We start from the raw sequence: 25,275 nt of genomic DNA on the forward strand, positions 1-25,275 counted from the left end.
CTTACTGCTCCACGAACGCCCGCTCGATCACGTAATGGCCCATGTCACCGCCCCGGGCCTCACGGAATCCCATCTTGTCCAGGATCGCGCAGGTATCCTTCAGCATGCTCGGGCTGCCGCAGATCATGAAACGGTCGGTGTCCGGATTGAAATCCGGCAGTCCCAGATCCCGGGTGATCTTGCCGGATTCCATGGCGTCGGTCAGGCGGCCCTCGTTGCGGAACGGCTCTCGGGTGACCGTCGGGTAGTACAACAAATTGCCCTTGACCATCTCACCAAAGAATTCGTTCTCCGGCAGCTCCTCGATCTCCTTCTGGTAGGCCAGCTCGGAGATATAGCGCACACCGTGTGTGAGGATCACCTTGTCGAACGCCTCGTAGACTTCCGGGTCCTTGATGATGCTCATGAACGGTGCCAGGCCGGTGCCGGTGCTGATCAGCCAGAGGTTCTTGCCCGGCAGCAGGTTGTCCAGCACCAGGGTACCCGTCGGCTTCTTGCTCAGCAGGATCTCATCGCCCGGTTTGATCTGCTGCAGACGCGAGGTGAGCGGGCCGTCCGGCACCTTGATGGAGAAAAACTCCAGCTCTTCCTCGTAATTGGCGCTGGCGATACTGTAGGCGCGCATCAGCGGCTTGCCATCGGTCTCGAGGCCAATCATCACAAAATGACCGTTCTTGAACCGGAATCCCGGATCGCGGCTGGTTTTGAAGCTGAACAGGGTGTCATTCCAGTGATGTACGCTGGTGACCGTTTCTTTCATCAGGTTGCTCATGTAAACCTCGTACCTGCGCTCAAGCAAAAAGCGTGAATCGTCTGAATATCAATTGCCTGAAGTGTAACCCACGTTTAACCTATCGATGAAATGGGATATACCCATAACCTTATTCGGCAAAATCGATTTATGGCGCTTCCTTATGAAATTCAGTTTCCGTCAGCTTGAGGTCTTCCTCGCCGCTGCCCACTTCCAGAACATCACCCGGGCCGCCGATTCCCTGGCCATGTCCCAATCCGCGGCCAGCAGCGCCCTCAAGGAGCTGGAAAGCCAGTTCGATATCCAGCTGTTCGACCGGGTCGGCAAGCGCCTCCAGCTCAACGAACTCGGGCGCCTGTACCGGCCCAAGGTGGAATCGGTACTGGCCCAGGCCCGGGAACTGGAACAGGCCTTCAGTAAACACTCGGAAGTAGGCGCCCTCAAGGTCGGCGCCACATTGACTATCGGTAACTATCTGGCCGTCGGCGTCATGGCCCAATACATGAATACCCCTACCCGCCCCCGTGTCTCCCTGGAGGTGGCCAACACCAGCACCATCGCCCGGCGGGTGAAGGATTTCGAGCTGGATATCGGTCTGATCGAGGGGGAACTGCAGTCGTCCGAACTTGAGATGATCCCCTGGCGGGAGGACGAACTTGTGGTGTTCTGCTCGCCCAGCCATCCCCTCGCCACCAAGGGAAAGCTGACCGACGACGATTTACGGGAAGCCACCTGGATCATGCGCGAACAGGGCTCCGGCACCCGCCAGAGCTTCGAACGCGGCATGCACGGCCTGCTTCCGGATCTGAATGTGTTGCTGGAACTGGAGCATACCGAGGCGATCAAACGGGCGGTGGAAGCGGACCTGGGCATCGGGTGCCTGTCACAGGTGGTCCTGGTCGACGCCTTCCGCCGCGGGAGCCTGGTGCCGCTGGAAGTGCCCGAGCACCGGCGGTTTGACCGGCAGTTCTACTTTATCCTGCACAAGCAGAAGTACCGGAGTGCGGGGATTGATGCGTGGATGGAGCTGTGTCGGGGGCTGGAGTGACGATGAAGATGGGGGGCAGACCGAAGACGGGGTCAGATGAAAGCTTTCATCAGACCCCATTTGGGGCCGAAGCGCTGAGAACCAGGGGTCTGAAGAAAGCCTTCTTCTGACCCCATCCTGGACCGATGCTCTGAGCTTGAGGGAACCCTCGAGGCAAATCTAAGACGGGGTCAGATGAAAGCTTTCATCTGACCCCAACTTATTAGCGGGCCCCTGCTAACCTACCGGCCCACTGTGAAACCGGAACTCACTATCCGGCGCCTCGATCAGCTCCTTCTCGATCGCCAGAAACTCCCCCACCCGCTCATCCACGGGCCCGCCATTGGCCTGCACCGCCAGCTTCAGATAGTCCTGGTAATGCCGGGCCTCGGATTTCAGCAAGCTGTTGTAAAAATCCGCCAGCTTGTCATCCAGAAACGGCGCCAGGGCGGCAAAACGCTCGCACGAGCGGGCTTCGATGATCGCGCCGACGATCAGCACATCCACCAGCCGACCCGGATCCTCGGTGCGCACGGCCTGCCGCAACCCGGCGGCATAGCGGGCCGGTGTCAGGTGTCCATAGTCCACACCACGTTTGTTCATGATCGCCAGAACCTGCTCGAAATGGCGCAACTCTTCCCGCGCCAGCCGGGACATCTTGTTAAGAAGGTCGCTGTTGTCCACATAGCGATACATCAGGCTGAGCGCCGTGGAAGCAGCTTTCTTCTCGCAATGGGCGTGGTCGATCAGCAACAGGTCCTGGTTGTCCAGGGCGTTTTCAATCCACTTCTGCGGAGTACGGCACGGGAGGAAATCGTGTATCTCTTGCAGGGCGTCGGTCATATCGGATTTCGGGCTGAAAATTCGGGAGGCGGGAGTATAGCGCACTTAGCAGATTCCTCCGACCTCTGTCCAACTTAACTTTATAAGGGGTTTCCTATAGAATGCAGCGCCAGTTCAGGGAGTCTCTGAATAAATCCTGAAACCCCATCGGTGATTTGAGGTGTTATTCAGAGGCTCCCGTGGCCTTTTCGCCATAAAACTCCCGCCAGGCATGATGCCAACCGCGGGACATTCCAACTGATGAGGGTCCATATCGTGTTAGAAGCCTATCGTGAACACGTTGCCGAACGTGAAGCCCTGGGTATCCCGCCCAAGCCCCTGAACGCCGAGCAGACCGCAGCCCTGGTTGAGCTGCTGAAGAACCCGCCGGCGGGTGAAGAGGAAACCCTGGTATACCTCCTGGAAAACCGCATTCCGCCGGGCGTGGACGAAGCCGCTTACGTCAAGGCCGCCTTCCTGTCTGCCATCGCCAAGGGCGAAGCCACTTCCCCGCTGATCAGCAAGGAATACGCTGTAAAGCTGCTGGGCATGATGCAGGGTGGTTACAACATCGAGACTCTGGTTGAGCTGCTGGACAACAGTGAACTGGCCGAACTGGCTGGCGAGCAGCTGAAGAAGACCCTGCTGATGTTCGACGCCTTCAACGACGTGAAGGAAAAGATGGACGCCGGCAACGCCGTCGCCAAATCTGTTGTTGAGTCCTGGGCCAACGCCGAGTGGTTCACCAACAAGAAGAAGGTTCCCGAGAGCACCAAGATGGTTGTGTTCAAGGTTACCGGCGAAACCAACACCGACGACCTGTCCCCGGCTCCGGATGCCTGGTCCCGCCCGGACATCCCGCTGCACGCCCGCGCTGCCTACAAGATGGAGCGTGACGGCCTGAAGCCGGAAGAGCCCGGCGTAACCGGCCCGATGAGCCAGATCGATGAAATCAAGTCCAAGGGCCTGCCGGTTGCCTTCGTAGGTGACGTAGTAGGTACCGGTTCTTCCCGTAAGTCTGCCACCAACTCTGTTCTGTGGTTCTTCGGTGAAGACATTCCGGGCGTGCCGAACAAGCGTGCCGGCGGTGTCTGTATCGGTAACAAGGTTGCCCCGATCTTCTTCAACACCATGGAAGACGCCGGCGCCCTGGTATTCGAAGCCCCGGTAGACGACATGAACATGGGCGACGTGATCGAGATCCGCCCATACGAAGGCAAGATCCTGAACGAAGCCGGTGAGACCATCTCCGAGTTCAAGTTCAAGTCTGACGTGATCCTGGACGAAGTGCAGGCCGGCGGTCGTATTCCGCTGATCATCGGTCGTGGCCTGACCAACAAGGCCCGCCAGGCTCTGGGCATGGGCGCTACCGACATCTTCCGCCTGCCGAAAGATCCGGAAGCCGGCGACAAGGGCTTCACCCTGGCCCAGAAGATGGTCGGCAAGGCCTGTGGCCTCGAAGAAGGCAAAGGCGTTCGTCCGAATACCTACTGCGAACCGCACATGACCACCGTCGGTTCCCAGGACACCACTGGCCCGATGACCCGTGACGAGCTGAAAGACCTGGCGTGTCTGGGCTTCCAGGCCGACCTGGTGATGCAGTCTTTCTGTCACACTGCCGCTTATCCGAAGCCGGTTGACGTTGAAATGCAGCACACGCTGCCCGACTTCATCCGCACCCGTGGCGGTGTTTCCCTGCGTCCGGGCGACGGTATCATCCACTCCTGGCTGAACCGTATGCTGCTGCCGGACACCGTTGGTACCGGTGGTGACTCCCACACCCGTTTCCCGATGGGCATCTCCTTCCCGGCTGGTTCCGGTCTGGTGGCATTTGCTGCTGCTACCGGCGTTATGCCGCTGGACATGCCGGAATCTGTTCTGGTCCGCTTCAAGGGCGAGATGCAGCCGGGTATCACCCTGCGTGACCTGGTTCATGCCATCCCGCTGTACGGCATCAAGCAGGGCATGCTGACCGTCGAGAAGAAGGGCAAGATCAACGAGTTCTCCGGTCGCATCCTGGAAATCGAAGGCCTGGAGCATCTGACCGTCGAGCAGGCATTCGAACTGTCTGACGCCTCTGCCGAGCGCTCCGCAGCCGGTTGTACCATCAACCTGTCTGAAGAGTCCGTGGCCGAGTACCTGCGCTCCAACATCACCATGCTGCGCTGGATGATTGCTGAAGGTTACGGCGATCCGCGTACCCTGGAGCGTCGCGCCCAGCAGATGGAAGAGTGGCTGAAGGATCCGAAACTGATGCGTGCCGACAAGGACGCGGAATACGCCCACGTGATCGAGATCGATCTGGCCGACATCAAAGAGCCGATCGTTTGCTGCCCGAACGACCCGGACGACGCCAAGTTCCTGTCCGAAGTGGCTGGCGACAAGGTGGACGAAGTGTTCATCGGTTCCTGCATGACCAACATCGGTCACTTCCGTGCCGCTGGTAAGCTGCTGGAGCAGCACAAGGGCGCCCTGAGCACCCGTTTGTGGATGTCTCCGCCCACCAAGATGGACCAGCAGCAGCTGATGGAAGAAGGTTACTTCAACACCTACGGCACCGCCGGTGTTCGCACCGAAATGCCGGGCTGCTCCCTGTGCATGGGTAACCAGGCACGGGTCGCTCCGAAGTCGACTGTTCTGTCCACTTCCACCCGTAACTTCCCGAACCGCCTGGGCGATGGTGCCAACGTGTACCTGACCTCCGCGGAACTGGCAGCCGTGGGCGCGGTACTGGGCAAACTCCCGACTCCGCAGGAGTACATGGAGTACGCCAAGGACCTGAACAGCATGTCGAAAGAGATCTACCGCTATCTCAACTTCGACCAGATGGAGGAGTACACCAAGAAAGCGTCCGAGGCCAGCGTTGCCTAAGTCGCTTTTGGAGTAACCTCCAGCAAAAACGCCAGCCTTCGGGCTGGCGTTTTTTTATGCTCCCTCCCCGACCACGGCATCAGTAAAAGATCAGCCGGATCAGGATCGCCGCCACCATGACCAGCGTCAGCCATTTCACCCACCGGGCACCCTGGCTGCTCAGGTTCACCTTCACGGCCAGGAAGGCACCCACGATGTTCCCCAGTGCCAGTGTCAGCCCCATCCCCCACCGGACCTGATCATTGAGGGCAAAGATCAGCAACGCCGGGACCGTGTAAAGCAGGATGATCGACACCTTGAACACATTCACCTGGGGCAGGTCGATCTTCAGGATCCGGTACAGCACCACCAGGAACAGCGCTCCGACACCAACCTGGATAAAGCCGCCGTACATGCCGATCAGGAACATGGCAAAGAAGATGACTGGTCCGAGGCGATCGGTGGTCAGCGGGCGGGTATCCAGCTTCGGTTGCGGCAACAGCATGAACACCGATACGCCAATCATGGCCAATACCAGCACCAGCTCAAAGATGGCATCCGGCACCCCGGTTGCCAGCCAGGCCCCCAGCAGCGAACCGATGACCGCCGGCACCGCCAGGTAAAGGCTGACCTTGAGGTTGCCATGCCCCATGCGGCGGAAGCCACTGACCGCGGTGACACTCTGCAGGGTGATGGCCACCCGATTGGTGCCATTGGCTACCTGGGGTGGGAGGCCCAGGAACATCAGCAAAGGCAGGGTCAGCATCGAACCGCCGGCGGACAGCACGTTGATAAAGCCGGCAACGCCACCGATGGCCAGTAAAGCCAGCACTTCCACTACGGTCATGGTTCCGGTTCCATCATGCTTTCGCCGGGGCCGTCACGATCCCCCGACCCTGGCGGCTGCTCCATATAAAGACCAGTACGAAAATTACCAGCCCGGCGGCATCCAGCATCACCTGACCGTGGGGCCAGAGCATCAGCGCGCCAATCGGGAACATCACCAGACGGACAACCGGATGCAACGGATGCTCGAGATAGCCTTCAAGGCCGGCGATGATGGCGTAGATGCCGAACAGCGCGAAGCAGAAAACCCTCAGCATCTCGGTGAAATCGCCGGTGATCAGCGGCGAATAAGCAAACAGTAGTGGCATGATATAGAGGCCCTTGGCCAGCTTCCAGGCCGTGAATCCGGTGCGCATCTGGGGCGTACCGGCGATGGCCGCGGCGGCGAAGGCGGTCAGGCAGACTGGCGGCGTGACGTTGGAATCCTGGGACAGCCAGAAAATGATCATATGGGCCGCCACCAGGGCCATGGACAGGGTCGCCGGCGATAGCGCCTGGTCCAGCAACTGACTGCTGAAGGTATCAGGAACCACCGCGAGGAGTTCCATGGCGGTTGCCCGATCCATTGGCGCACCTAGCAGATCCATCTTATCCGGCGCCGCCAGCATGAAAACCGCCTTCGCCTGCTCGGGCAAATTCCCCGCCATAATCATTTCAAGCAGCTGGCTCTGGGCGATCAGCTGGTAGATCGCCGGGGCTGACAGTGTCGCCAGTACGATGTAGGCCGCGGTTACCGGTAACCCCATCCCCAGGATCAGCGAGGCCAGGGCCACCAGGATAATGGTCAGCAGCAGGCTGCCGCCGGCCCAGTCAGTAATCATCAGCGAGAAAGTATTACCGATACCGGTGGTGGAAACCACCATCACGATCAGCCCGACGGTTATCAGGAGGATCGCCGTGGTCATGATATTCCGTGCGCCCATGGCCAGGGCGTCGAGAATATCCCGAAAGCCCATGGGATGTTTCGACAACCACGACGCCACGATCACCGAAAGAATGGCGATGCCTGCCGCATAGGTCGGCGTGAAGCCATAGACCAGTGCCGACACCAGAACCACCAGCGGCAGCAGGAAGTGCCAGCCGTCCTTGAGCACTTCGACCAGCCGGGGCGCGTCATCATCCTCCAGCTTGACGGCATGGCTGCGCTTGGCCTCGATACGCACAAACATGGCGACGGACAGGAAATACAGCAGCGCCGGCAATGCTGCCACGCCGATGATCGTCAGGTAGGAAACCTGGGTGTACGACGCCATGATAAAGGCGCCCGCCCCCATGACCGGCGGCATCAGCTGCCCTCCAGTGGAAGCCGCCGCCTCGACACCGGCCGAGAACCGGGCCGGGAAGCCGGATTTGCGCATCAGCGGAATGGTAATGACCCCGGTGGAAACCGTGTTGGCCACGCTGGAGCCCGACACCGACCCCATCAGGCCGGAAGAGAACACCGCCACAAACCCCGGCCCGCCCACAAAGCGCCCGGCGGCGCAGCGAGCCAGCTCGATGATGAAATCCCCTGCCCCGGACTTGACCAGAAACGCCCCGAACAGAATGAACATGAACACGTAGGTCCAGGAGATGCGCGCGATGGAGCCGAGCATACCCTGCCCCCCGATGTAGGAGCGGAACAGTACCGTCTCCCAGCTCAGGCCCGGGAAATTGAAGATGCCGTCAACGTACTGCCCCCACCAGGCGACATAGGTCAGTGCGACAATGCAGAGTGCGGGAATGAACCAGCCGACTGTCCGGCGCGCGAACTCCAGCACCAGGACCACGGCCGTGATTGAAACCAGCCAGTCCGTGGTATTGAAATTGACGCCACGCTCGTACAGGGCCGTCTCGAACGCGATCAGGTAAAACGCACAGGCCAGCGCCAGCAGCCCCAGGATAACATCCATCCCCAGCACGAATTTCTGCCCGGCCGTGGACCGGGCCCTGAACATCGGCGTGGTCAGGGTACAGATCAGCCCGAACAACCCGAAGTGCAGCGCCGAGGTCCACAGCTCGGACAATGTGGAGATAGTATTGAAGTACAGGTGTGTCAGTGAGGTCAGTATCGCCAGGCCAAAGATCACCGGCCCCAGGAGCCGGTGATCGAGGCGTTCGCTGGCCCCACTGACACTTTCATCCCGGATCCCGTCGAGGGATCCGTCCTTTTCCGTTACCGCCACCGTTATTTCGCGATGAGTCGGTCAGGAATGGTCAGCCCCTGCTCCTGGTAGAAACGGGCGGCACCCGGATGCAGCGGCATGGGCAAACCGGCAATCGCCTTTTCCAGCGCCATGGCCTTGGTGGCCGGATGGATGTTGTTCAGGAACGGCAGGTTGGCGTAGATAGTCTTGGTGATCTCATACACATCTTCCTCCGACACATCGGCCCGCACGGCCAGAATGTTCGGCTGGGCAATGGTATTGATGTCCTCTTCCTGATTCGGGTAAGTGCCGGCCGGGATGTTATAGGGTGTCCACAGCTCAAAGTCGCTGTTCACTTCGGCCAGCTGTTCTTCCGTGAAATGCAGGGTGGTGATGTCTTCACCCATGTTGGCATAGGCACGGGTGACCGCCGAGGCCGGAACGCCGGCAGGGATATTCATGCCGTCGATGTTGCCGTTCTGCAGCGCATCGGCACTCGGGCCGTAGCCCAGGTAGGCCATGTCCATCTGTTCAAGGTCGATTCCGAGATTGCCAAGGATGAAACGGCCCGAACCTTCGGTCCCGGAGTTGCGGGCGCCGATGGAGAAAGTCTCGCCGTACAGGTTGGTCATGTCCTCGATGGTGCCGGTCTCGGCCAGCTCCTTACTGATGACAAAGTGCTCCACGTTCTGCCACAGCATAGAGACCGAACGCAGGTTCTTGTAGGCCTTGGGTACCGGGCCGGTACCGTTCCAGGCGTAGGCTCCGTAGAGACCCTGGAGAATACCGAACTGGATCTGGCCCTCGTCCATCAGCTTCAGGTTCTCGCCGGAGCCGGCGGAGCTGATGGCAGAAACGGAAATACCGGTTGTCGGCTCAAGCTTGACCTTGATCAGCGTGGAGATGGCGACACCCACCGGGTAGTAGGTACCCCCGGTTGTGGCGGTGCCCATGACATAGTTGCCTTCGGCCTGTGCCGTGAGCGGAGACAGGGAAACCGCTGCTGCAGCGGCCAGCCCCATGGCGGATTTCAGGAAAGTTCGCTTGTTCATAACCCGTTGCCCCTCTTCATTATTTTGACTGGTTTGGTGGACTTTAACCTACTCAACATAGTCGCTGGATCCGCCTGTTTCCAGCCCAAGAGTAAACATAACTTTCTGTTACGACACAAAAAAGCCCCCGACACAGATGCCGGGGGCTTTTCGAATCCGGGATCATCTCCCGGTCACAGTGACTGCCTTACGGCAGGTTGTGGTACCGCGCCTTGATGGCCTTGTCGAAGCCGGCCAGGATATCGGCATGCGGCTTGTCGCCGACCTTGGATACAACCACGATGGCGATGGTGGCGAAAATGAAGCCCGGAATGATCTCGTACAGATCAAGGATACCACCGGACATGTTGCCCCAGACCACAACGGTCACACCACCGACGATGATGCCGGCAATCGCACCCGCCCTGGTCATTTCACGCCAGAACAGGGACAGGATCAGGGCCGGACCGAAGGCGGCACCGAAGCCTGCCCAGGCATAGGACACCAGTTCCAGAACCTTGCTGTCCGGGTTCAGACCCAGGATGCAGGCGATGATCGCGATGCCAACAACGGCAAAGCGGCCTACCCACACCAGCTCGGCCTGGGAAGCGTCCTTGCGGAAGATCGCCTTGTAGAAGTCCTCGGCCAGTGCAGATGAGGACACCAGCAGCTGGGAATCCGCAGTACTCATGATGGCGGCCAGGATGGCAGCCAGCAGGATACCGGCAATCACCGGATGGAACAGGGCGTCAACCAGCAGCATGAAGGCGCGCTCGCCGTCTTCCAGCGGGGTGTCGAAGTAGCCAATGGCAGCAAAACCGACCAGCAGCGCACCCAGCAGACCCAGGCCACTCCAGATCACAGCAATGCGGCGGGCAGTCGGCACGTCCTCTTCACTGCGGATGGCCTTGAAACGGGCCAGAATGTGCGGCTGACCGAAGTAACCCAGACCCCAACCCAGCAGGGACAGGATCGCCAGGATACCCAGAGATTCACCGTCGGTGCCGGTGAAGGCATTCATCAGTTCCGGATTCTTGGCTTCCATGGCACTCATGGTTTCGCCCCAGCCACCGGCCAGGTTCATGGCCATGATCGGAACCAGCAGCAGAGCGGCAAACATCAGCAGGCCCTGCACCACGTCGGTCCAGGAAACCGCCAGGAAACCACCGAAGAAGGTGTAGGAAACCACCGCGATGGTACCGACGACGACGGCGACGGTGTAATCCAGGCCGAACACGGTCTCAAACAGCTTGCCACCCGCAACCAGGCCGGAGCTGGTGTAGAACAGGAAGAACAGCAGGATGAAGAAGGCACAGACTACCCGGAGGATCCGGCTGGTGTCGTTGAACCGGTTCTCGAAGAACGACGGCAGTGTGAGCGAGTCACCGGCGGCGAGCGAGTAGGTGCGCAGTCGGCTGGCGACAAACAGCCAGTTCAGCCAGGTGCCTACCAGCAGGCCGACGGCAATCCAGATGGCCTCGAAACCGGCGGCATAGGCATAACCGGGCAGACCCAGCAGCAACCAGCCACTCATATCCGAGGCACCAGCACTCAGTGCAGAAGGCAGCGGGCCGAGGGAACGGCCGCCGAGAATGTAATCAGAGAGGTTGGAAGTACGCTTCCAGGCCACATAACCAATGCCCAGCATCAGCAGGATGTAGGCGATAAAGGTTATCGTGACCCCTACGTTGTTTCCTATCATTTCGGTTTTCTCCCCGTGCGCTTTTTGGGTTGCTTGTTGTTGACTTGCAACGGCTCTCCTTCTGCACCCTGAGCTCAGGATGAGAGGGACAACCCTGATCCGGGCACGTCACCGCCCGAATTCAGTGAGACTTCCATGTCTTCTGTTCTTATTTGATCCTTAAACCTTTTCTATACCCAGCGACAGCAACGAGGCATTACCCCCGACTGCCGTGGTATTGACCGTCCTTGTGCGCTCTGTTGAAAAGCGCTGCAGGTAATGGGGCCCTCCCGCCTTGGGGCCGGTACCGGAAAGGCCCCGGCCGCCGAAGGGCTGAACCCCAACCACTGCTCCGATCTGATTGCGGTTGACGTAGGTATTGCCCACCTTCACCCGCTGTTCGATATACGACGCGGTGGATTCGCTCCGGCTGTGAATGCCCAGCGTCAGTCCGTACCCGCTATCGTTAATTTCGTCGATGACCTCATCCAGCCGCTCGGCATCGTAACGAACTACATGAAGAATCGGCCCAAAGTGCTCGTTTTTCAAACCTTTTATGCTTTCGATGCCATAGGCGGACGGGGCAATGAAATGGCCGGACTGGCAGATGGACGGCAGCGGAGTCCTGGCAATCAGCCGTGCGTTCCGGTCCAGTTCATCGAGATGTGCCTGGAGCGCCTGCTTCGCTGCCGCATCAATTACAGGGCCAACATCGGTGCTATGAAGCTCCGGATTGCCAACGAATAACTGCTGCATGGCACCGGCGAGCATCGTTTCCATACGATCCGCCACATCATTCTGGAGATACAGCACCCGCAGTGCCGAGCAGCGCTGCCCGGCACTGGCGAAGGCGGACAGCAACACATCGCGCACCACCTGTTCGGGGAGCGCACTGCTGTCCACGATCATGGCATTCTGCCCCCCGGTCTCGGCTATCAGGGGTACGATTGCCCCATCCCGACCGGCCAGCGTCCGGTTCAGAAGATGGGCAACCTGTGTAGATCCGGTGAAGGCGATGCCGGCAATCCTGGGGTCCGGGGTCAGTATGCCGCCAAGTTCTTCGCCATCACCGGGTAACAGTTGAATCACATCCGGCGGGAACCCCGCCTCAAGCATCAGCTCCACGGCCCGGTATGCAACCAGGCTGGCCTGTTCCGCCGGCTTGGCAATCACGGTATTGCCAGCCACGAGAGCCGCCATAATCTGGCCGGTGAAGATGGCCAGCGGAAAATTCCATGGACTGATGCACAGGAAGACGCCCCGGCCTTCCATATACAGTTCATTGCTCTCACCGGTCGGGCCCGGCAGAGCAATCGGGCTGCCAAAACGGGCACGCCCCTGAATCGCGTAGTAGCGGCAGAAATCCACGGCCTCGCGAACCTCGTCGATTCCGTCCTGGATAGTCTTGCCCGCCTCGCGACAGCAGATCGCCATCAGCTCTTCCATGTTCTGCTCGAGCAGATCCGCGTACTTCTCCAGAAACCGGGCACGCTCGGCGACCGGCCGCTCGTTCCATGCTCGGAAACCCGCATCAGCCGTGGCCAATGCCTCTTCCACCTGATCCCTGCCGGCCCAAACCACGGTTCCCGGGCTTTTTGAGACGTCGTAGGGTGACGACACTTCCTTGCGCTGCCCGTCGAGCACCCGGGTGCCCCGGATCACCGGGCCGGCATGCCAGCTGGTACCGGCCCACTGCCCCAACCGACTGAGCAGCGGCTCCAGATGCGCCTCTGCGTGGGTATTCAGGCCACGGGAATTGATCCGCTCGCCCCCATAGATGCGTCCCGGTAGCGGAATCCGGTCGTTGACCAGTGCCGGGTATTTCTGCAGCTCCTGGACCGGATTCAGGACCAGGTCTTCCACCGGCGTCTCGGCATCCACCAACCTGTGCACGAAAGACGAATTGGCGCCATTCTCAAGCAGGCGACGCACCAGGTAGGGCAACAGATCCTTGTGGGCACCGACCGGAGCATAGATCCGGACCGGAATGTCGTGCTCCCGCAGGATACTGTTATAAAGGGCATCACCCATGCCGTGCAGGCGCTGAAACTCGAACTCCCGGCCCTTGTTGCGGGCCATGGCCAGGGCCGAGGCCACGGTATGGGCATTGTGGCTCGCCAATTGTGGGTACAATGCCCCGCGGGTGTAGTCACTGAGCAGGTAACGCAGGCAGGCCAGGTAGGAGGTATCGGTCGCCTCCTTCCGGGTAAAGACCGGGTAACCTTCCAGCCCCAACTGCTGGCAGATCTTGATCTCGGTATCCCAGTACGCCCCCTTGACCAGGCGGATAGGGATCTCGTCACCTTGCTCTTTCGCCAGTTTCGTCAGCCAGCACAGCGCGGGCAAGGCACGTTTGGAGTAGGCCTGGATCACCATGCCAAAACCACTCCAGCCCTTAACTGCTTCCGAGCTGTAGACCTTCTCGAAAAGTTTCAGGGACAGCTCCAGCCGGTCCATTTCCTCGGCATCAATGGTAATGGCCACATTGCTCCGGCGGGCGACCGCGATCAGGTCACAGACCTTTTCGTAAAGCTCCTCCATCACCCGGTGCTCCTGGGCCACTTCGTAGCGGGGATGCAGGGCCGAAAGTTTGATCGAGATCGACGGCCGCGGGGCTCCGTTGCCGGGGTAGCTGTCATCACCAACGGCTTCGATCGCACCGAGATAATCCTTCAGGTAGCGGCCGGCATCCTCTTCGGTCAGCGCCGCTTCACCAAGCATGTCAAAGGAGTAGGTGTAGCCCAGCTGCCGGTATTCACGGGCGTTCTTCAATGCCTCGTCAATATCACGGCCAAGCACGAACTGCTTGCCCATGATCGCCATGGCCCTGTACATGGCGCTGCGGATGACCGGTTCGCCACTGCGCTTGACCAGCCGCTTCCAGATATTGGAGGGCGAGCCGTCCAGGCGCTTATCCATTCTGACCACACGACCAGTCAGCAACAGACCCCAGGTAGAGGCGTTCACCAGGGTGGATTCACTGCGACCTACATAGCTGTTCCAGTCCGCAACGGACATCTTGTCTTCAATGAGCGCATCAGCCGTATGCTTGTCCGGAATGCGCATCAGCGCCTCGGCCAGGCACATCAGCAGAATGCCTTCCTCGGTGTCCAGGCTGTATTGCTGGAGCAGTGCGTCGACCATGTGAACCGCGTCGTCCTGCTCCCGGACTTTACGGATCAGATCGGTTGCAGTGGCGGTTACCGCCCGGTGTTCGGCGGTATCGCTCTGGGCAAGCGGGATCAGCTCATTCAGGTAGGCGGACTCATCCACGGCATAGTTCGCCGTCAGGGCATGCCAGAAAAACGATCTCGGCTGCTCCTGATAAACCGGTTCTAATACCCTGCTCGCTTGAAACATCTGAGCGCCCCTGAAAGAAACCGGTATGCGTACCGGTCGACTATTTATCCTTGTTATAGAGAAGCCGCTGCGTCCTGACGGCAGTTCATTGAGGGCATAAGTTAGTATTACTACGGATCTACGGCTTACAGAATCCTACGATTCTTTTGCAAAATCGTCCGGAACAGGCAGTTTTTTTGATACTCAGGCGACTTTTTCGCCAAATCGCAGTTTCGAAGGGGTCGTTCCCTTGTGTTTGCGCAGGGTGTTGGTGAGGGCGCTCTGGGAAGAGAAGCCTGTGCGATAACTGACCTCCGACACCGACAATGATGTGGAAACCAGCAGCTGCACAGCCTGATCAATGCGGGTCTGTAACAGGAACTGATGAGGGGTAACGCCAGTGACTTCACGAAACATCTCGTGGAACCGGCTGACACTGAGACACGCCACGCCGGCCAGATCCTCCACCCGGATCTTCCGATGAAGGTTCTCCATGATGTAGCGGCGGATTACCTCGGGACTGATGGTATTCCGGTTGGCGGTTACCTCACGGGTGTCCTTCAGTCTCTCAGCCATGCAGTGGAGAATACTTGCGGCCAGGTGACGCTTCATGCCGTCGTTGTCGGGAGCCCGGTCGAACTCACCGGCGGCAAACTGGACAAGGCCCTGAAGCCGGTTATCCATCTCCAGCGTCCGTGGCCGCTCGAACAGCGGCGCCAGCCGTTCATAATCCCTGTGGGCCGGGGTATTGAGCGCCGGCATGTAGGGATCCAGGTTGATCACCAGAACATGGTTCTGGTTGTCCCCGCAGTAGTCATGCCTTGCTTCGGTGGGCACCAGGCAGGCTTTCCAGGTGTCCAGATGGGAACCGGTGCCGTCAACGCTCAGGTCAGCCTCACCCCGGACGCCAACAACCACCTGGTGGTGCTCGTGACGGTGGTGGTGCGATGCGATAGGCAGCTTTAACAGGCGAGCGTCAAACATGATGACAACGGTTCTAACTGAGAATGTCACTCAATTAAAGCAGATCCGGGCAGAAAGTGCACGAAACAGGCAGTGCCGGCCACTCCTGCTCAGTGCGCTTCAGCGGGAGGCAGCGACCAGGGAACGGACCAGGCCGGCAACCTGCTCGCTGACTTCCGCCAGGGGCGCCGTGGCATCAACCAGGTGGTACCGATCCGGGGCATTGCCGGCGCGCTCAAGATACGTATCGCGAATGCGCTGGAAGAAGGATACGGCCTCCTGTTCGAACCGGTCCAGGTCACCCCGATGGCGAGCCCTCGCCATGCCCGTTTCCACCGGCGCGTCCAGGAGAATCACATGGTCCGGGCGGACATCGCCCTGAACCAGGGTCTCCAGCTGGCCAATACGCTCTTTCGACACGCCACGGCCACCGCCCTGATAGGCGAACGTCGCATCAGTAAAGCGATCGCAGAGCACCCACTGCCCCGCCTCCAGTGCTGGCAGAATCCGGGTATGCAGGTGCTGGGCACGGGCCGCGAACATCAGAAGAAGTTCGGTCAGTTCGTGCACCGGCTCGTCCCGGGGAGCGAGCAGCAGCTCACGAATCGCTTCGGCCATGGGTGTGCCACCCGGCTCCCGGGTTACAACCACATCGATGCCTTCGGTGCGCAGCACCTCGGCGGCATTGGCCAGCTGGGTGGACTTGCCGACACCTTCAGTACCTTCAAAGGTAATGAACTGACCCCGCTTCACTGGCTCTGCTCCTGACTGGTGTCCCCGGGAGGCGGGGACGACCGGTAATCATCACGGCGATTGAGCTGGAATTCCCTGACCGCCTTCTGATGCTCGGCGAGGGTACGCGAGAACTTATGGGTGCCATCGCCCCGGGCCACGAAGTACAGGGAATCCCCTTCTTTCGGGTGCAAGGCCGCGTGGATAGCTTCCTGACCCGGCAGAGCAATAGGTGTCGGTGGCAGACCGTCGATCCGATAGGTGTTGTAGGGAGTGTAGGTGCGCAGATCCCTGCTGCCGATCCGACCCTGATACTTATCACCCATTCCATAGATCACGGTCGGATCCGTTTGCAGTCGCATACCCTTCTCCAGGCGACGGACAAACACCCCTGCCACCTCATCACGCTCGTGGGGTACACCGGTTTCCCGCTCGACGATAGAGGCCATGATCAACGCCTCGTAGGGGGTATCGTAGGGCAGGCCTTCCTCACGGTTTTCCCATTCTTCCGCCAGAACGGTTTCCATCCGGTTGAAGGAGCGCTTAAGGAGATCCAGGTCGGAATCACTACTGGCAAACAGGTAGGTATCGGGGAAGAAACGGCCTTCGGGGTGCTCACCCTCGGCGCCCATCGCCGCCATGATTTCTTCGTCCGTCCAGTCCGCGGTTTCCTGGCGGAGCCTTTCGGCACTGGCCAGTGCGGCCCTCATGTCCTTGAAGGTCCAGCCCTCGATGAACTGGATACTCCAGTGTTTGACGTCACCGGCGACCATGGCTTCGACCATGTCCCGTGCCGACATACCATCGGTAAATTCATACTCGCCGGCCCTGATACGGGCCTGGTCCGGATTCAGCCGGCCATGGAGCCTGAGCCAAAGGCTTTTCTCCACGAGCCCCTCGGCTTCCATCTGCTGCGCGATCCGGCTGAACGCGGATCCGGACGGCACATCGAACAGCACCGGTTCCTCGAGACTTACCGGTTTCTCAAGGGTTTCGAGCCCCTGCCAGACCCACAATCCGGTGCCGGCTGCCGCCAGCACGGTGAGAGATACACAAACAATCAGTAACTTCTTGAGCAAAGGACTTATTCCAGTGTTTCGAGCGGATCGCAGATTGTCGCAAGTCCGCTATCGACAGGCAAATCCTGACCGGCAAGATTGCGAACCGTAACCACTCCGAGGACGCTGTTCAGCAGATAGAAGGCCCGGCATCCCGGCCCCGTGACATCTTCCGGCAACAGCGGGCGCTCAATCACGATTTCGCCCCTGGCCTCGAGCCGCTCCAGCACCCAGTCACGCATGACTCCGGCGACCGCCAGCGAAGCCCGGGGCGGGGTAATCCAGCCTTCTGTGGTGTGCAGCAACAGGTTGGTCCGGGTTCCTTCCACCAGATCGCCTTCACGGCTGGACTGCAGAACTTCGAAGACATCCCCGTCCAACTCCCTGGCAGCCATCACCTGCTCCAGACGGTTCAGGGACTTGATACCGGCGAACAGTGGGTTGACGGTCAGGGGAATGCGGGAATAGGCAACTGCGACACCATCGGAGGGAATGCCAGGCGGTGCCGCACTGGCGGAAACCAGCAGGTTCGGCGTCATCTCCGGGTCGGGGCGGTATCCCCGCCCCCCGGCGCCGCGGGTCAGGATCAGTTTCAGCACCCAGCGGGTATCGGCGCGGGAGCGGCCATAATGGCTGGCGGCACGGGCATATGCTTCCTGCACCTCTGCCCTGGTCACCGGAATACCGAGCCGTCCGGCATCCCGGACCAGACGGTCCAGGTGATAGCCGACCAGGGTACCCCGGACACCGGCCATAAGAATGGTTTCAAACAGGCCGTCGCCGTAGGCCAGGCCGCGGTCGCTCGCAGGCAGGCCGCCCTCTTCCGCCCAGAACACCGCCAGCATACGTGATTAGTCCTGGTAGCGACGGAAGATCAGTGTTCCGTTGGTGCCACCGAAGCCGAAGGAGTTCGACAAGGCTACTTGCAGATCCGCCTTGCGGCACTCATTGGGAACCAGGTCCAGATCGCAGCCCTCATCAGGATTGTCCAGGTTGATGGTCGGCGGCAGGATGCCCTCCCGCAAGGCCAGGACCGAGAAGATGGCCTCGACCGCGCCCGCTGCGCCCAGCAGGTGGCCAGTCATGGACTTGGTGCTGCTCATGGCCAGCTTTTCGGCGTGGGTGCCAAACACATTTCTGACGGCTTTGACCTCGGCAACATCCCCCACCTGTGTGGATGTGCCATGGGCATTGATGTAATCAACCGCCTCCGGATCAAGGCCGGCATCACGGATGGCATTCTGCATGGACCGGGCTGCGCCCTCGCCAGACTCCGGCGGCGCGGTGATGTGGAAGGCGTCGTCACTCATACCGAAGCCGATCACTTCGCCATAAATGGTCGCCCCACGATTCCGGGCATGCTCCAGGTCCTCAAGTACCAGCACGCCGGAACCGTCGCTCAGGACAAAACCGTCCCGATCCCGATCCCAGGGACGACTGGCTTTTTCCGGCTCGTCATTGCGGGTCGAGAGAGCCCGCGCGGCGGAAAACGCCGCAACACCGGTCCGTGTGGTCGCCATCTCGGAACCACCGGCCAGCATGACGTCCGCATCCCCATAGGCAATGGTCCGGGCGGCGTAGCCGATATTGTGGGTGCCGGTGGTACAGGCAGTCACAATGGAGATGTTGGGGCCCCGGTAACCGAAGCGGATGGCGGTATTACCCGACACCATGTTGATGACGGATGCAGGTACAAAGAACGGAGAGACTTTCCGGGGCCCGGACTTCTCCATCTGGATGACGCTTTTCTCGATGAATTCCAGCCCCCCGATACCGGAGCCGATGGCAACGCCCACCCGGTCCCGGTCGAGCGCGTCATAGTGCTCGAGACCGCTGTCATCAACCGCCTGCTGGGCGGCAATCAGTCCGTAATGGATAAAAGCGTCGAGTTTCCGGGCATCCTTGGTGGACAGGTACTGGCTGATATCCAGATCCTTGACCGCCCCGCCAATCCGGGTGTTGTACCCGGAGGCATCAAAACGGTCGATCATGCCGATCCCGCTGCGTCCGGCCTTGATGGCATCCCAGGAGCTCTGCACATCATTACCGACCGGGGAGAGCATGCCCATACCCGTGATGACAACCCGTCGTTTACTCATATCCTCTTGCACCTGATCTTGTCCGTGGAAAAACAGAACGCCGATTGAACCTGAAATTCAGCCAATAAAAAAGCCGTCCCCCGATATTTCACAAGGACGGCTTTTTGCCTGGCTTACTTAATCGCAGAGTATCAGGTGTGCGCGACGATGTAGTCGATCGCGTCCTGAACAGTGCCCAGCTTTTCGGCCTCTTCGTCAGGAATCTCGGTTTCGAATTCCTCTTCCAGGGCCATAACCAGCTCAACAGTGTCCAGTGAGTCAGCGCCAAGATCCTCTACAAAAGAAGATGTGTTCTGAACTTCGGACTCTTTAACGCCCAACTGTTCACAAACGATCTTCTTCACGCGCTCTTCAACTGTACTCATAATGTCCTCACTTTGTGTGTCAACCAAGCAACTCAAGTGCTGCCAGTTTAGATTAAACCCTACCTGCAAACAAGCAGGGACTCAGTCAAACATGTTGCGCGACAAGGAGTTGCGCAGAAGCCCCGGATTCGGGGCTTATCCCATGTACATTCCGCCGTTTACGTGAATGGTCTCTCCCGTCACGTAAGCGGCTGCATCCGACGCCAGGAAAGCCACCACTGCGGCCACTTCCTCCGGCTCACCCAGACGACCGGCGGGTATGATTTCCAGCATAGCCTCGCGCTGCTTGTCGTCCAGTTTTTTGGTCATATCCGTGTCGATAAAGCCCGGCGCCACACAGTTGGCGGTAATGCCCCGGTTCGACATTTCCTTGGCCAGACTACGGGTAAAGCCTTCAACACCGGCCTTGGCAGCGCAGTAGTTGCCCTGCCCCGGATTGCCCATACCGGCAACCACGGAACTGATGTTGATGATACGTCCCCACTTGGCCTTGGCCATGCCACGCAGAACCGCCTTGCTGGTGCGATACACGCTGGACAGATTGGTCTCCAGGACCGATGTCCAGTCGTCTTCTTTCAGACGCATCAGCAGGTTGTCCCGGGTAATACCGGCATTATTGACCAGAATCTGGGGCGCACCGGATTTTTCCGTCAGCGCCTTGAGGCCAGACTCTATACTTTCCGGGTCCGATACATCCATGACGATGCCGTAACCTTTCAGGCCGGCATCCGCAAACGCCTTCGAAATCGACTCGGCGCCCGCTTCACTGGTGGCGGTACCGACAACTTCAGCACCCTGCTGCGCGAGCGCCTGGGCAATGGCCTTGCCAATGCCACGGGTTGCGCCGGTCACCAGTGCAACTTTACCTTCCAAAGACATGAAAGACTCCTTTCGTCAGGATTGGCCGAAAGCTTCCAGAGCCTTCGCCAGTGAATCCGGATCTTCAATTCCGTAAACCGGGAGGCTACGGTCAATTCGCTTGATCAGCCCTGCCAGTACCTTGCCGGTGCCGCACTCAACCGCCATCTCGACGCCTTCAGAGACCAGCTTGCGCACGGAATCGGTCCACAGTACCGGTGAATAAAGCTGTTTGAGGAGGTTGGCCTTGAGTTTGTCAGCATCGGTTTCAGCCGACGCGTGAACATTCTGGACCACCGGAATGACAGCATCGTTAAAGCGCACATCGTTGAGCGCCTCGGCCAACTCTTCGGCGGCACCCTTCATCAATGCGCAGTGAGAAGGAACGCTGACCGGCAGCGGCATGGCCTTACGGGCGCCCTGCTCTTTACAGACCTCAATGGCACGGTCAACGGCCGCAGCCGAACCCGCGATGACGACCTGGCCGGGTGCGTTGAAGTTTACGGCAGAAACCACGTCGCCCTGCGCCGCGCTCTCGCACGCAGCTACCACGTCGGCGTCATCCAGACCGAGGATTGCAGCCATCTTACCTTCGCCGGCAGGAACCGCCTGCTGCATCAGTTCGCCACGAAGGCGGACCAGCTTGACGGCCTCAACGAAATCCAGGCTCTCGGCAGCCACCAGAGCGCTGTACTCACCCAGGCTGTGGCCGGCAACAAAGCTCGGCGCACGACCACCGGCAACAAACCACTGGCGCCAGAGGGCAACACTGGCGGTCAGCAGCGCAGGCTGGGTAACCATGGTCTGATTGAGCTCCTCGGCCGGTCCTTTCTGGCAAAGATGCCAGAGATCGTAACCAAGCACGTTGGAAGCTTCAGCGAATGTTTTGTTGATGATAGGCCAGGCTTCGGCAGCGTCACTGAGCATGCCGACCGACTGGGACCCTTGTCCGGGAAAAATAAAGGCTGATTTCATAGGGCGAATCTTATCGTCATTGAAGGGTTTCGGGAGATTAGCCAATAGTACAAGTTAGGCCAATTATCCGCGAATGCACGGCAGATCAGGGACAGACTTTAGTCTCAGGCTCAGAGCATGAGATCGTCCAGCCTTTCATTGATGCGGCGGGGGACTTCCAGTTGCACCTCCCGGACCGCCTGGCGAATAGCAGCCAGCATGGCGCGCTCGTTGGCATTGCCATGACTCTTGATAACCACGCCCTGAAGCCCGAGCAGACTGGCACCGTTGTGCCGGGACGGATCCATCAACTGCAGGAGTCGGCCGATGATCGGCCTGGCCAACAGACCCACAAAACGCCCGTACAGCGAACGGGTAAAGGCCTGTTCCATCAATTCAATCAGCAGACCCACCACACCCTCACCGGTTTTCAGGGCAATGTTACCGACAAAACCATCGCACACCACCACATCGGCGACATCCCGGAACAGGTCACTGCCTTCCACGTAGCCGATGTAATTGATGGTCTCGCACTGGGCCAGCATGTGGGAGGCAAGGCGCACCTGTTCGTTGCCCTTGATCTCTTCCTCCCCGACATTTAGCAGGGCGACCCTCGGCTCGGTCTGACTGCAGATGGCCGAGGCCATCAGCGAACCCATCAGGGCATACTGGTACAGATTCTCGGCAGTGGAATCGACATTGGCACCAAGATCCAGGACATGGCACTTGCCGCGGAGGGAGGGAATCAGTTTGGCAATGGCCGGGCGCTCGATACCCGGGTACATCCGGATGATGGAACGGCCGAAGGCCATCAGTGCACCGGTATTGCCGGCGCTGACGCAGCCCTGGGCCTCACCATCGCGGACCAGGCCAAGGGCAACAGCCATGGAGGAATTCTTCTTGTGGCGCAGGGCATGAGACGGGCGCTCATTCATCCGGACCACATCGGCCGCTTCGACCACCCGGATCCGGGCATGCCCCTCACGCAACAAAGCCTCGAGCTCACTCCGGATACCGACCAGAATGATGCTCAAGGCTTCGTTTTCACGCACTGCCAACAGTGCCGCGGACACCACCACTTCGGGTCCGCGGTCACCGCTCATAGCGTCTATTGCGATGGTAACCGGGGTCACGGCTCTTCCATCCGACACTTGGGCGGTGACTGGTCGCAACGAGATTACTCGTCGCGCGCTTCGATTACCTGCTTACCACGGTAAAAGCCGTCCGGAGATACGTGGTGACGACGATGAACTTCACCAGTGGTTGCATCGGTGGACAGAGCAGCAGTGCTCAGAGCGTCGTGAGAACGGCGCATGCCACGCTTGGAACGGGTCTTACGGTTTTGCTGTACAGCCATGATTATGCTCCTGACCTGTTAACGTAAAAATAACGTGTGTTCATTGTAACGCGCCGACTCCCGATCGGAGGCTGCGCCCGGTTAATGCTTCGTCTTCTTGAGATCCGCCAGCACACTGAACGGATTCTCTTTGCCCGACTTTGCCGGCTCGGCCGGAGTACCATCGGGCTCGAGGGCTTCCAGATCTTCCCGGGCCGGACATTCATTCCGATCGTGAAGCGGGAACGGCGGCAGCACCAGCAACAGCTCATCCTCTACCATCGCCCAGAGATCCGCACTGAAATCATCGGTCAGGAACGGCTCCAGCTCCCGTGGCAGCTGTTGCGCCTGTTCGTCACTGGTTACCAGCCCCAGTACAAACCGGGAATTCAGCGTAGTGGCCATTGGCCCCATACACCGCTGACACTCCAGATCAACTGGTGCCTCCAGTTCACCCGAGACGATGCGGCGGCGCTCCCTGTCCATGGAAAATGACAGCCTGACGCGGCACACAGCACCCTCATCAAACCCCAGAACCGCTTCCCTGAAACGAGCCAAGGCACTGAGAGGAATCACTCCCTCCAGCACGGTGTTCTGCTCCGCCAACCGATAGGGGTCAACGGATTTGGGCAACTCGGCGTTTGACGCTTTTGACATAGGCGCGCAATTTTAGGGGCGAGACCCGCCGCTGTCAAAGACTTCGTTGCCATTTCGCCACGGGTTACCATGGGGATACGGGTATTTAACGACAAAAGGACCTCGGTAATGACCAAACCCCTGCTACTGGCCTCATCCTCGCCCTACCGCAAGGCCTTGCTGGAACGCCTGGCGCTGCCATTTACCACTGCCAGCCCGGACATCGACGAAACACCCATGCCCGGCGAGACTGCGGATGATCTTGCCCGACGACTGGCGGAGAGCAAGGCCCGGGCCCTGGCCGCAAAACATCCCGGCCACTGGATCATCGGTTCCGACCAGGTCGCCTGCCTGCCGGACGGCACACTGCTCCACAAGCCCGGCAATCACAGCCAGGCAGTTCACCAGCTACGCCAGAGCAGCGGACACAGAGTGGTTTTCCTGACCGGCCTGTGCCTGCTCGATGCGGACAGCGGCGACTGCCAGGTTATCTGCGAGCCTTTTACCGCCCACTTCCGGCCCCTGTCCAGCGAGGAAATCGAGAGCTACCTGCAACGGGAGCAGCCCTACGACTGCGCCGGCAGCTTCAAGATGGAAGGCCTGGGCATCACGCTGTTCGATCGGCTGGAGGGGCGTGACCCCAACAGCCTCGTCGGATTACCCCTGATCGCCCTCAACGGGATGCTCCGGAACTGGGGATGCAACCCGCTGCTTGAGGGCTAACCAGCCCTCAGCGCAACTCCAGGCGGGATTCGAGCAGCTGGCCGGCAAAGCCCTCGCCAAAGGCGACGCCCAGTTGATCCACAAAATCCTGGAGCGGGGATTTCCGGTGGCTGTAATCCACCAGCTTCTCCGCACCCACAACTTCCCGGGCGACAGAGGAGGTGCTGCCCAGGCCGTCGATCAGCCCCAACTCCAGCGCCTGTTCACCGCTCCAGACCAGACCACTGAACAGCCGTTCATCGTCGGCAAGGCGATCACCCCGACCTCGCTTTACCGCCTCGATGAACTGGCGATGGGTATTCTCCAGCACCGAGCTCCAGAACTGGACTTCCTCCTCATTCTCTGGCGAGAAAGGATCCAGGAAGGCCTTGTTGTCGCCGGCGGTATACAACCGGCGCTCCACGCCCACCTTGTCCATGACCTCGGTAAAGCCAAAGCCTCCGGCGATCACACCGATGGAGCCCACCAGGCTGGCCCGGTTGGCGTAGATTTCATCCGCGGCCGCGGCAATGTAATAAGCGCCAGAAGCACCGATGTCGGAAATGACCGCGTAGACTTTCTTGTCCGGATACTCTTCCCGGAGGCGTTTGATCTCGTCGTATACGTAACCGGACTGGACCGGGCTTCCACCGCCGCTGTTGATTCGCAGCAACACGGCTTTGGACGACTCGGCCTCGAATGCTGAACGGAGCGAACCGACAATATTATCGGCACTGGCCAGCTCGTCCGCGGCGATGGTGCCATTGACCTCGATCACCGCCGTGTGAACTCCGGTCCCGGCATCGAGGCTCTCCCCGAACGGAAACCGGATCAGGAACAAAAGCGCAAACAGATAGCCGAAGGTCAGGAACTTGAAGAAGATCCCCCAACGGCGACTGCGGCGCTGTTCCGCCTGGAGCGACATGACCAGCTTCTCGATCAGCTTCCAGTCGCGATTACTCTCCGGCGGCATCTCCGGCCCTTTCCTGCCCAGCCACGAACGGCCAGAAGACTTTCTGGCCGGCTCATCACCCCATTCCGGCGACTTGTCAGAATCCCACTCACTCATGCATACATCCTGTCAGCAACTGCATTGGCA

At 59.7% G+C, this 25,275-nt stretch carries 22 protein-coding genes; 3 read left to right on the top strand and 19 right to left on the bottom strand.

Annotated elements, in window-relative coordinates; translation table 11 throughout:
• Nucleotide 1 precedes the first annotated feature (1 nt).
• A complete protein-coding gene (locus BM254_RS05905; RefSeq protein ID WP_092000112.1) occupies nucleotides 2-772 on the bottom strand; it encodes a ferredoxin--NADP reductase in 771 nt (256 codons plus the stop codon).
• Nucleotides 773-914: 142 nt separating this feature from the next.
• Between BM254_RS05905 and BM254_RS05910 the strand changes: the two genes are divergently transcribed.
• On the top strand, nucleotides 915-1,799 hold the full coding sequence (locus BM254_RS05910) for a LysR family transcriptional regulator (protein ID WP_092000115.1): 885 nt from the start codon (nucleotides 915-917) through the stop codon (nucleotides 1,797-1,799).
• Nucleotides 1,800-2,015: 216 nt separating this feature from the next.
• On the opposite strand, the gene BM254_RS05915 is transcribed toward BM254_RS05910, so the two are convergent.
• Nucleotides 2,016-2,621, bottom strand: a complete 606-nt coding sequence (locus BM254_RS05915) for a MiaE family protein (protein WP_092000118.1) — start codon at nucleotides 2,619-2,621, stop codon at nucleotides 2,016-2,018.
• Between the two features lie 255 nt (nucleotides 2,622-2,876).
• On the opposite strand from BM254_RS05915, the gene acnB reads away from it, so the two are divergent.
• Nucleotides 2,877-5,471, top strand: coding sequence for a bifunctional aconitate hydratase 2/2-methylisocitrate dehydratase (acnB, locus tag BM254_RS05920; RefSeq protein WP_092000773.1), 2,595 nt, complete (start codon nucleotides 2,877-2,879; stop codon nucleotides 5,469-5,471).
• A 79-nt stretch (nucleotides 5,472-5,550) separates the two neighbouring features.
• On the opposite strand, the gene BM254_RS05925 is transcribed toward acnB, so the two are convergent.
• The 16 genes from BM254_RS05925 to BM254_RS06000 all read right to left on the bottom strand — a co-directional run bounded on the left by BM254_RS05925 (nucleotide 5,551) and on the right by BM254_RS06000 (nucleotide 23,495).
• Nucleotides 5,551-6,297: a sulfite exporter TauE/SafE family protein gene (locus BM254_RS05925; RefSeq protein WP_092000122.1), complete on the bottom strand. Its 747-nt coding sequence runs from the start codon at nucleotides 6,295-6,297 to the stop codon at nucleotides 5,551-5,553.
• Between the two features lie 13 nt (nucleotides 6,298-6,310).
• A complete protein-coding gene (locus tag BM254_RS05930; RefSeq protein WP_092000125.1) occupies nucleotides 6,311-8,461 on the bottom strand; it encodes a TRAP transporter permease in 2,151 nt (716 codons plus the stop codon).
• Nucleotides 8,462-8,463: 2 nt separating this feature from the next.
• A complete protein-coding gene (locus BM254_RS05935; protein ID WP_092000128.1) occupies nucleotides 8,464-9,474 on the bottom strand; it encodes a TAXI family TRAP transporter solute-binding subunit in 1,011 nt (336 codons plus the stop codon).
• A 187-nt stretch (nucleotides 9,475-9,661) separates the two neighbouring features.
• Nucleotides 9,662-11,152 (bottom strand): sodium/proline symporter PutP, encoded by a 1,491-nt coding sequence (putP, locus tag BM254_RS05940; protein ID WP_425434480.1) that lies wholly within the window; start codon nucleotides 11,150-11,152, stop codon nucleotides 9,662-9,664.
• Nucleotides 11,153-11,314: 162 nt separating this feature from the next.
• A complete protein-coding gene (gene putA, locus BM254_RS05945) occupies nucleotides 11,315-14,494 on the bottom strand; it encodes a bifunctional proline dehydrogenase/L-glutamate gamma-semialdehyde dehydrogenase PutA (protein WP_092000133.1) in 3,180 nt (1,059 codons plus the stop codon).
• A gap of 183 nt (nucleotides 14,495-14,677) precedes the next feature.
• Nucleotides 14,678-15,457 (bottom strand): AraC family transcriptional regulator, encoded by a 780-nt coding sequence (locus tag BM254_RS05950; protein ID WP_092000136.1) that lies wholly within the window; start codon nucleotides 15,455-15,457, stop codon nucleotides 14,678-14,680.
• Between the two features lie 99 nt (nucleotides 15,458-15,556).
• The gene (gene tmk / locus BM254_RS05955; protein WP_092000139.1) at nucleotides 15,557-16,189 is read right to left on the bottom strand and encodes a dTMP kinase; all 633 of its coding nucleotides are present in this window, start codon (nucleotides 16,187-16,189) and stop codon (nucleotides 15,557-15,559) included.
• Nucleotides 16,186-17,247, bottom strand: coding sequence for an endolytic transglycosylase MltG (gene mltG, locus BM254_RS05960; RefSeq protein ID WP_092000142.1), 1,062 nt, complete (start codon nucleotides 17,245-17,247; stop codon nucleotides 16,186-16,188). The genes tmk and mltG overlap by 4 nt, the downstream gene beginning before the upstream one ends.
• Before the next feature lie 5 nt (nucleotides 17,248-17,252).
• Nucleotides 17,253-18,071: an aminotransferase class IV gene (locus tag BM254_RS05965; protein ID WP_092000145.1), complete on the bottom strand. Its 819-nt coding sequence runs from the start codon at nucleotides 18,069-18,071 to the stop codon at nucleotides 17,253-17,255.
• 6 nt (nucleotides 18,072-18,077) lie between these two features.
• A complete protein-coding gene (fabF, locus tag BM254_RS05970) occupies nucleotides 18,078-19,325 on the bottom strand; it encodes a beta-ketoacyl-ACP synthase II (RefSeq protein ID WP_092000148.1) in 1,248 nt (415 codons plus the stop codon).
• 131 nt (nucleotides 19,326-19,456) lie between these two features.
• Nucleotides 19,457-19,690 (bottom strand): acyl carrier protein, encoded by a 234-nt coding sequence (acpP, locus tag BM254_RS05975; RefSeq protein WP_008938713.1) that lies wholly within the window; start codon nucleotides 19,688-19,690, stop codon nucleotides 19,457-19,459.
• A 135-nt stretch (nucleotides 19,691-19,825) separates the two neighbouring features.
• The gene (fabG, locus tag BM254_RS05980; RefSeq protein WP_092000151.1) at nucleotides 19,826-20,569 is read right to left on the bottom strand and encodes a 3-oxoacyl-ACP reductase FabG; all 744 of its coding nucleotides are present in this window, start codon (nucleotides 20,567-20,569) and stop codon (nucleotides 19,826-19,828) included.
• A 15-nt stretch (nucleotides 20,570-20,584) separates the two neighbouring features.
• Complete coding sequence (fabD, locus tag BM254_RS05985; RefSeq protein ID WP_092000154.1) at nucleotides 20,585-21,523, bottom strand: ACP S-malonyltransferase; 939 nt, start codon at nucleotides 21,521-21,523, stop codon at nucleotides 20,585-20,587.
• Nucleotides 21,524-21,633: 110 nt separating this feature from the next.
• Nucleotides 21,634-22,635 (bottom strand): phosphate acyltransferase PlsX, encoded by a 1,002-nt coding sequence (gene plsX / locus BM254_RS05990; RefSeq protein ID WP_217647736.1) that lies wholly within the window; start codon nucleotides 22,633-22,635, stop codon nucleotides 21,634-21,636.
• Between the two features lie 44 nt (nucleotides 22,636-22,679).
• Nucleotides 22,680-22,859, bottom strand: a complete 180-nt coding sequence (rpmF, locus tag BM254_RS05995) for a 50S ribosomal protein L32 (RefSeq protein ID WP_048495018.1) — start codon at nucleotides 22,857-22,859, stop codon at nucleotides 22,680-22,682.
• A gap of 81 nt (nucleotides 22,860-22,940) precedes the next feature.
• Nucleotides 22,941-23,495 (bottom strand): YceD family protein, encoded by a 555-nt coding sequence (locus tag BM254_RS06000; protein ID WP_092000157.1) that lies wholly within the window; start codon nucleotides 23,493-23,495, stop codon nucleotides 22,941-22,943.
• 108 nt (nucleotides 23,496-23,603) lie between these two features.
• Here BM254_RS06000 and BM254_RS06005 point away from each other — a divergent pair, with 108 nt between their 5' ends.
• Nucleotides 23,604-24,197 carry a Maf family protein gene (locus BM254_RS06005; RefSeq protein ID WP_092000161.1) on the top strand — a complete coding sequence of 198 codons (594 nt, stop codon included), beginning with the start codon at nucleotides 23,604-23,606 and terminating at the stop codon, nucleotides 24,195-24,197.
• Between the two features lie 7 nt (nucleotides 24,198-24,204).
• Here BM254_RS06005 and BM254_RS06010 read toward each other — a convergent pair whose 3' ends face one another.
• The gene (locus tag BM254_RS06010; RefSeq protein WP_092000164.1) at nucleotides 24,205-25,245 is read right to left on the bottom strand and encodes a S49 family peptidase; all 1,041 of its coding nucleotides are present in this window, start codon (nucleotides 25,243-25,245) and stop codon (nucleotides 24,205-24,207) included.
• Nucleotides 25,246-25,275 lie beyond the last annotated feature (30 nt).

Source organism: Marinobacter pelagius, from assembly GCF_900114925.1.
GTDB lineage: Bacteria > Pseudomonadota > Gammaproteobacteria > Pseudomonadales > Oleiphilaceae > Marinobacter > Marinobacter pelagius.

Bases quoted from the DNA above. Each gene is read 5' to 3' on its own strand.
- BM254_RS05935 (WP_092000128.1), bottom strand. From the start codon at position 9,474: ATGAACAAGCGAACTTTCCTGAAATCCGCCATGGGGCTGGCCGCTGCA.
- BM254_RS05965 (WP_092000145.1), bottom strand. From the start codon at position 18,071: ATGCTGGCGGTGTTCTGGGCGGAAGAGGGCGGCCTGCCTGCGAGCGAC.
- fabG (WP_092000151.1), bottom strand. From the start codon at position 20,569: ATGTCTTTGGAAGGTAAAGTTGCACTGGTGACCGGCGCAACCCGTGGC.
- BM254_RS05925 (WP_092000122.1), bottom strand. From the start codon at position 6,297: ATGACCGTAGTGGAAGTGCTGGCTTTACTGGCCATCGGTGGCGTTGCC.
- BM254_RS06000 (WP_092000157.1), bottom strand. From the start codon at position 23,495: ATGTCAAAAGCGTCAAACGCCGAGTTGCCCAAATCCGTTGACCCCTAT.
- putA (WP_092000133.1), bottom strand. From the start codon at position 14,494: ATGTTTCAAGCGAGCAGGGTATTAGAACCGGTTTATCAGGAGCAGCCG.
- BM254_RS05915 (WP_092000118.1), bottom strand. From the start codon at position 2,621: ATGACCGACGCCCTGCAAGAGATACACGATTTCCTCCCGTGCCGTACT.
- fabD (WP_092000154.1), bottom strand. From the start codon at position 21,523: ATGAAATCAGCCTTTATTTTTCCCGGACAAGGGTCCCAGTCGGTCGGC.
- BM254_RS05950 (WP_092000136.1), bottom strand. From the start codon at position 15,457: ATGTTTGACGCTCGCCTGTTAAAGCTGCCTATCGCATCGCACCACCAC.
- BM254_RS06005 (WP_092000161.1), top strand. From the start codon at position 23,604: ATGACCAAACCCCTGCTACTGGCCTCATCCTCGCCCTACCGCAAGGCC.
- BM254_RS06010 (WP_092000164.1), bottom strand. From the start codon at position 25,245: ATGAGTGAGTGGGATTCTGACAAGTCGCCGGAATGGGGTGATGAGCCG.
- fabF (WP_092000148.1), bottom strand. From the start codon at position 19,325: ATGAGTAAACGACGGGTTGTCATCACGGGTATGGGCATGCTCTCCCCG.
- acpP (WP_008938713.1), bottom strand. From the start codon at position 19,690: ATGAGTACAGTTGAAGAGCGCGTGAAGAAGATCGTTTGTGAACAGTTG.
- BM254_RS05910 (WP_092000115.1), top strand. From the start codon at position 915: ATGAAATTCAGTTTCCGTCAGCTTGAGGTCTTCCTCGCCGCTGCCCAC.
- rpmF (WP_048495018.1), bottom strand. From the start codon at position 22,859: ATGGCTGTACAGCAAAACCGTAAGACCCGTTCCAAGCGTGGCATGCGC.
- BM254_RS05905 (WP_092000112.1), bottom strand. From the start codon at position 772: ATGAGCAACCTGATGAAAGAAACGGTCACCAGCGTACATCACTGGAAT.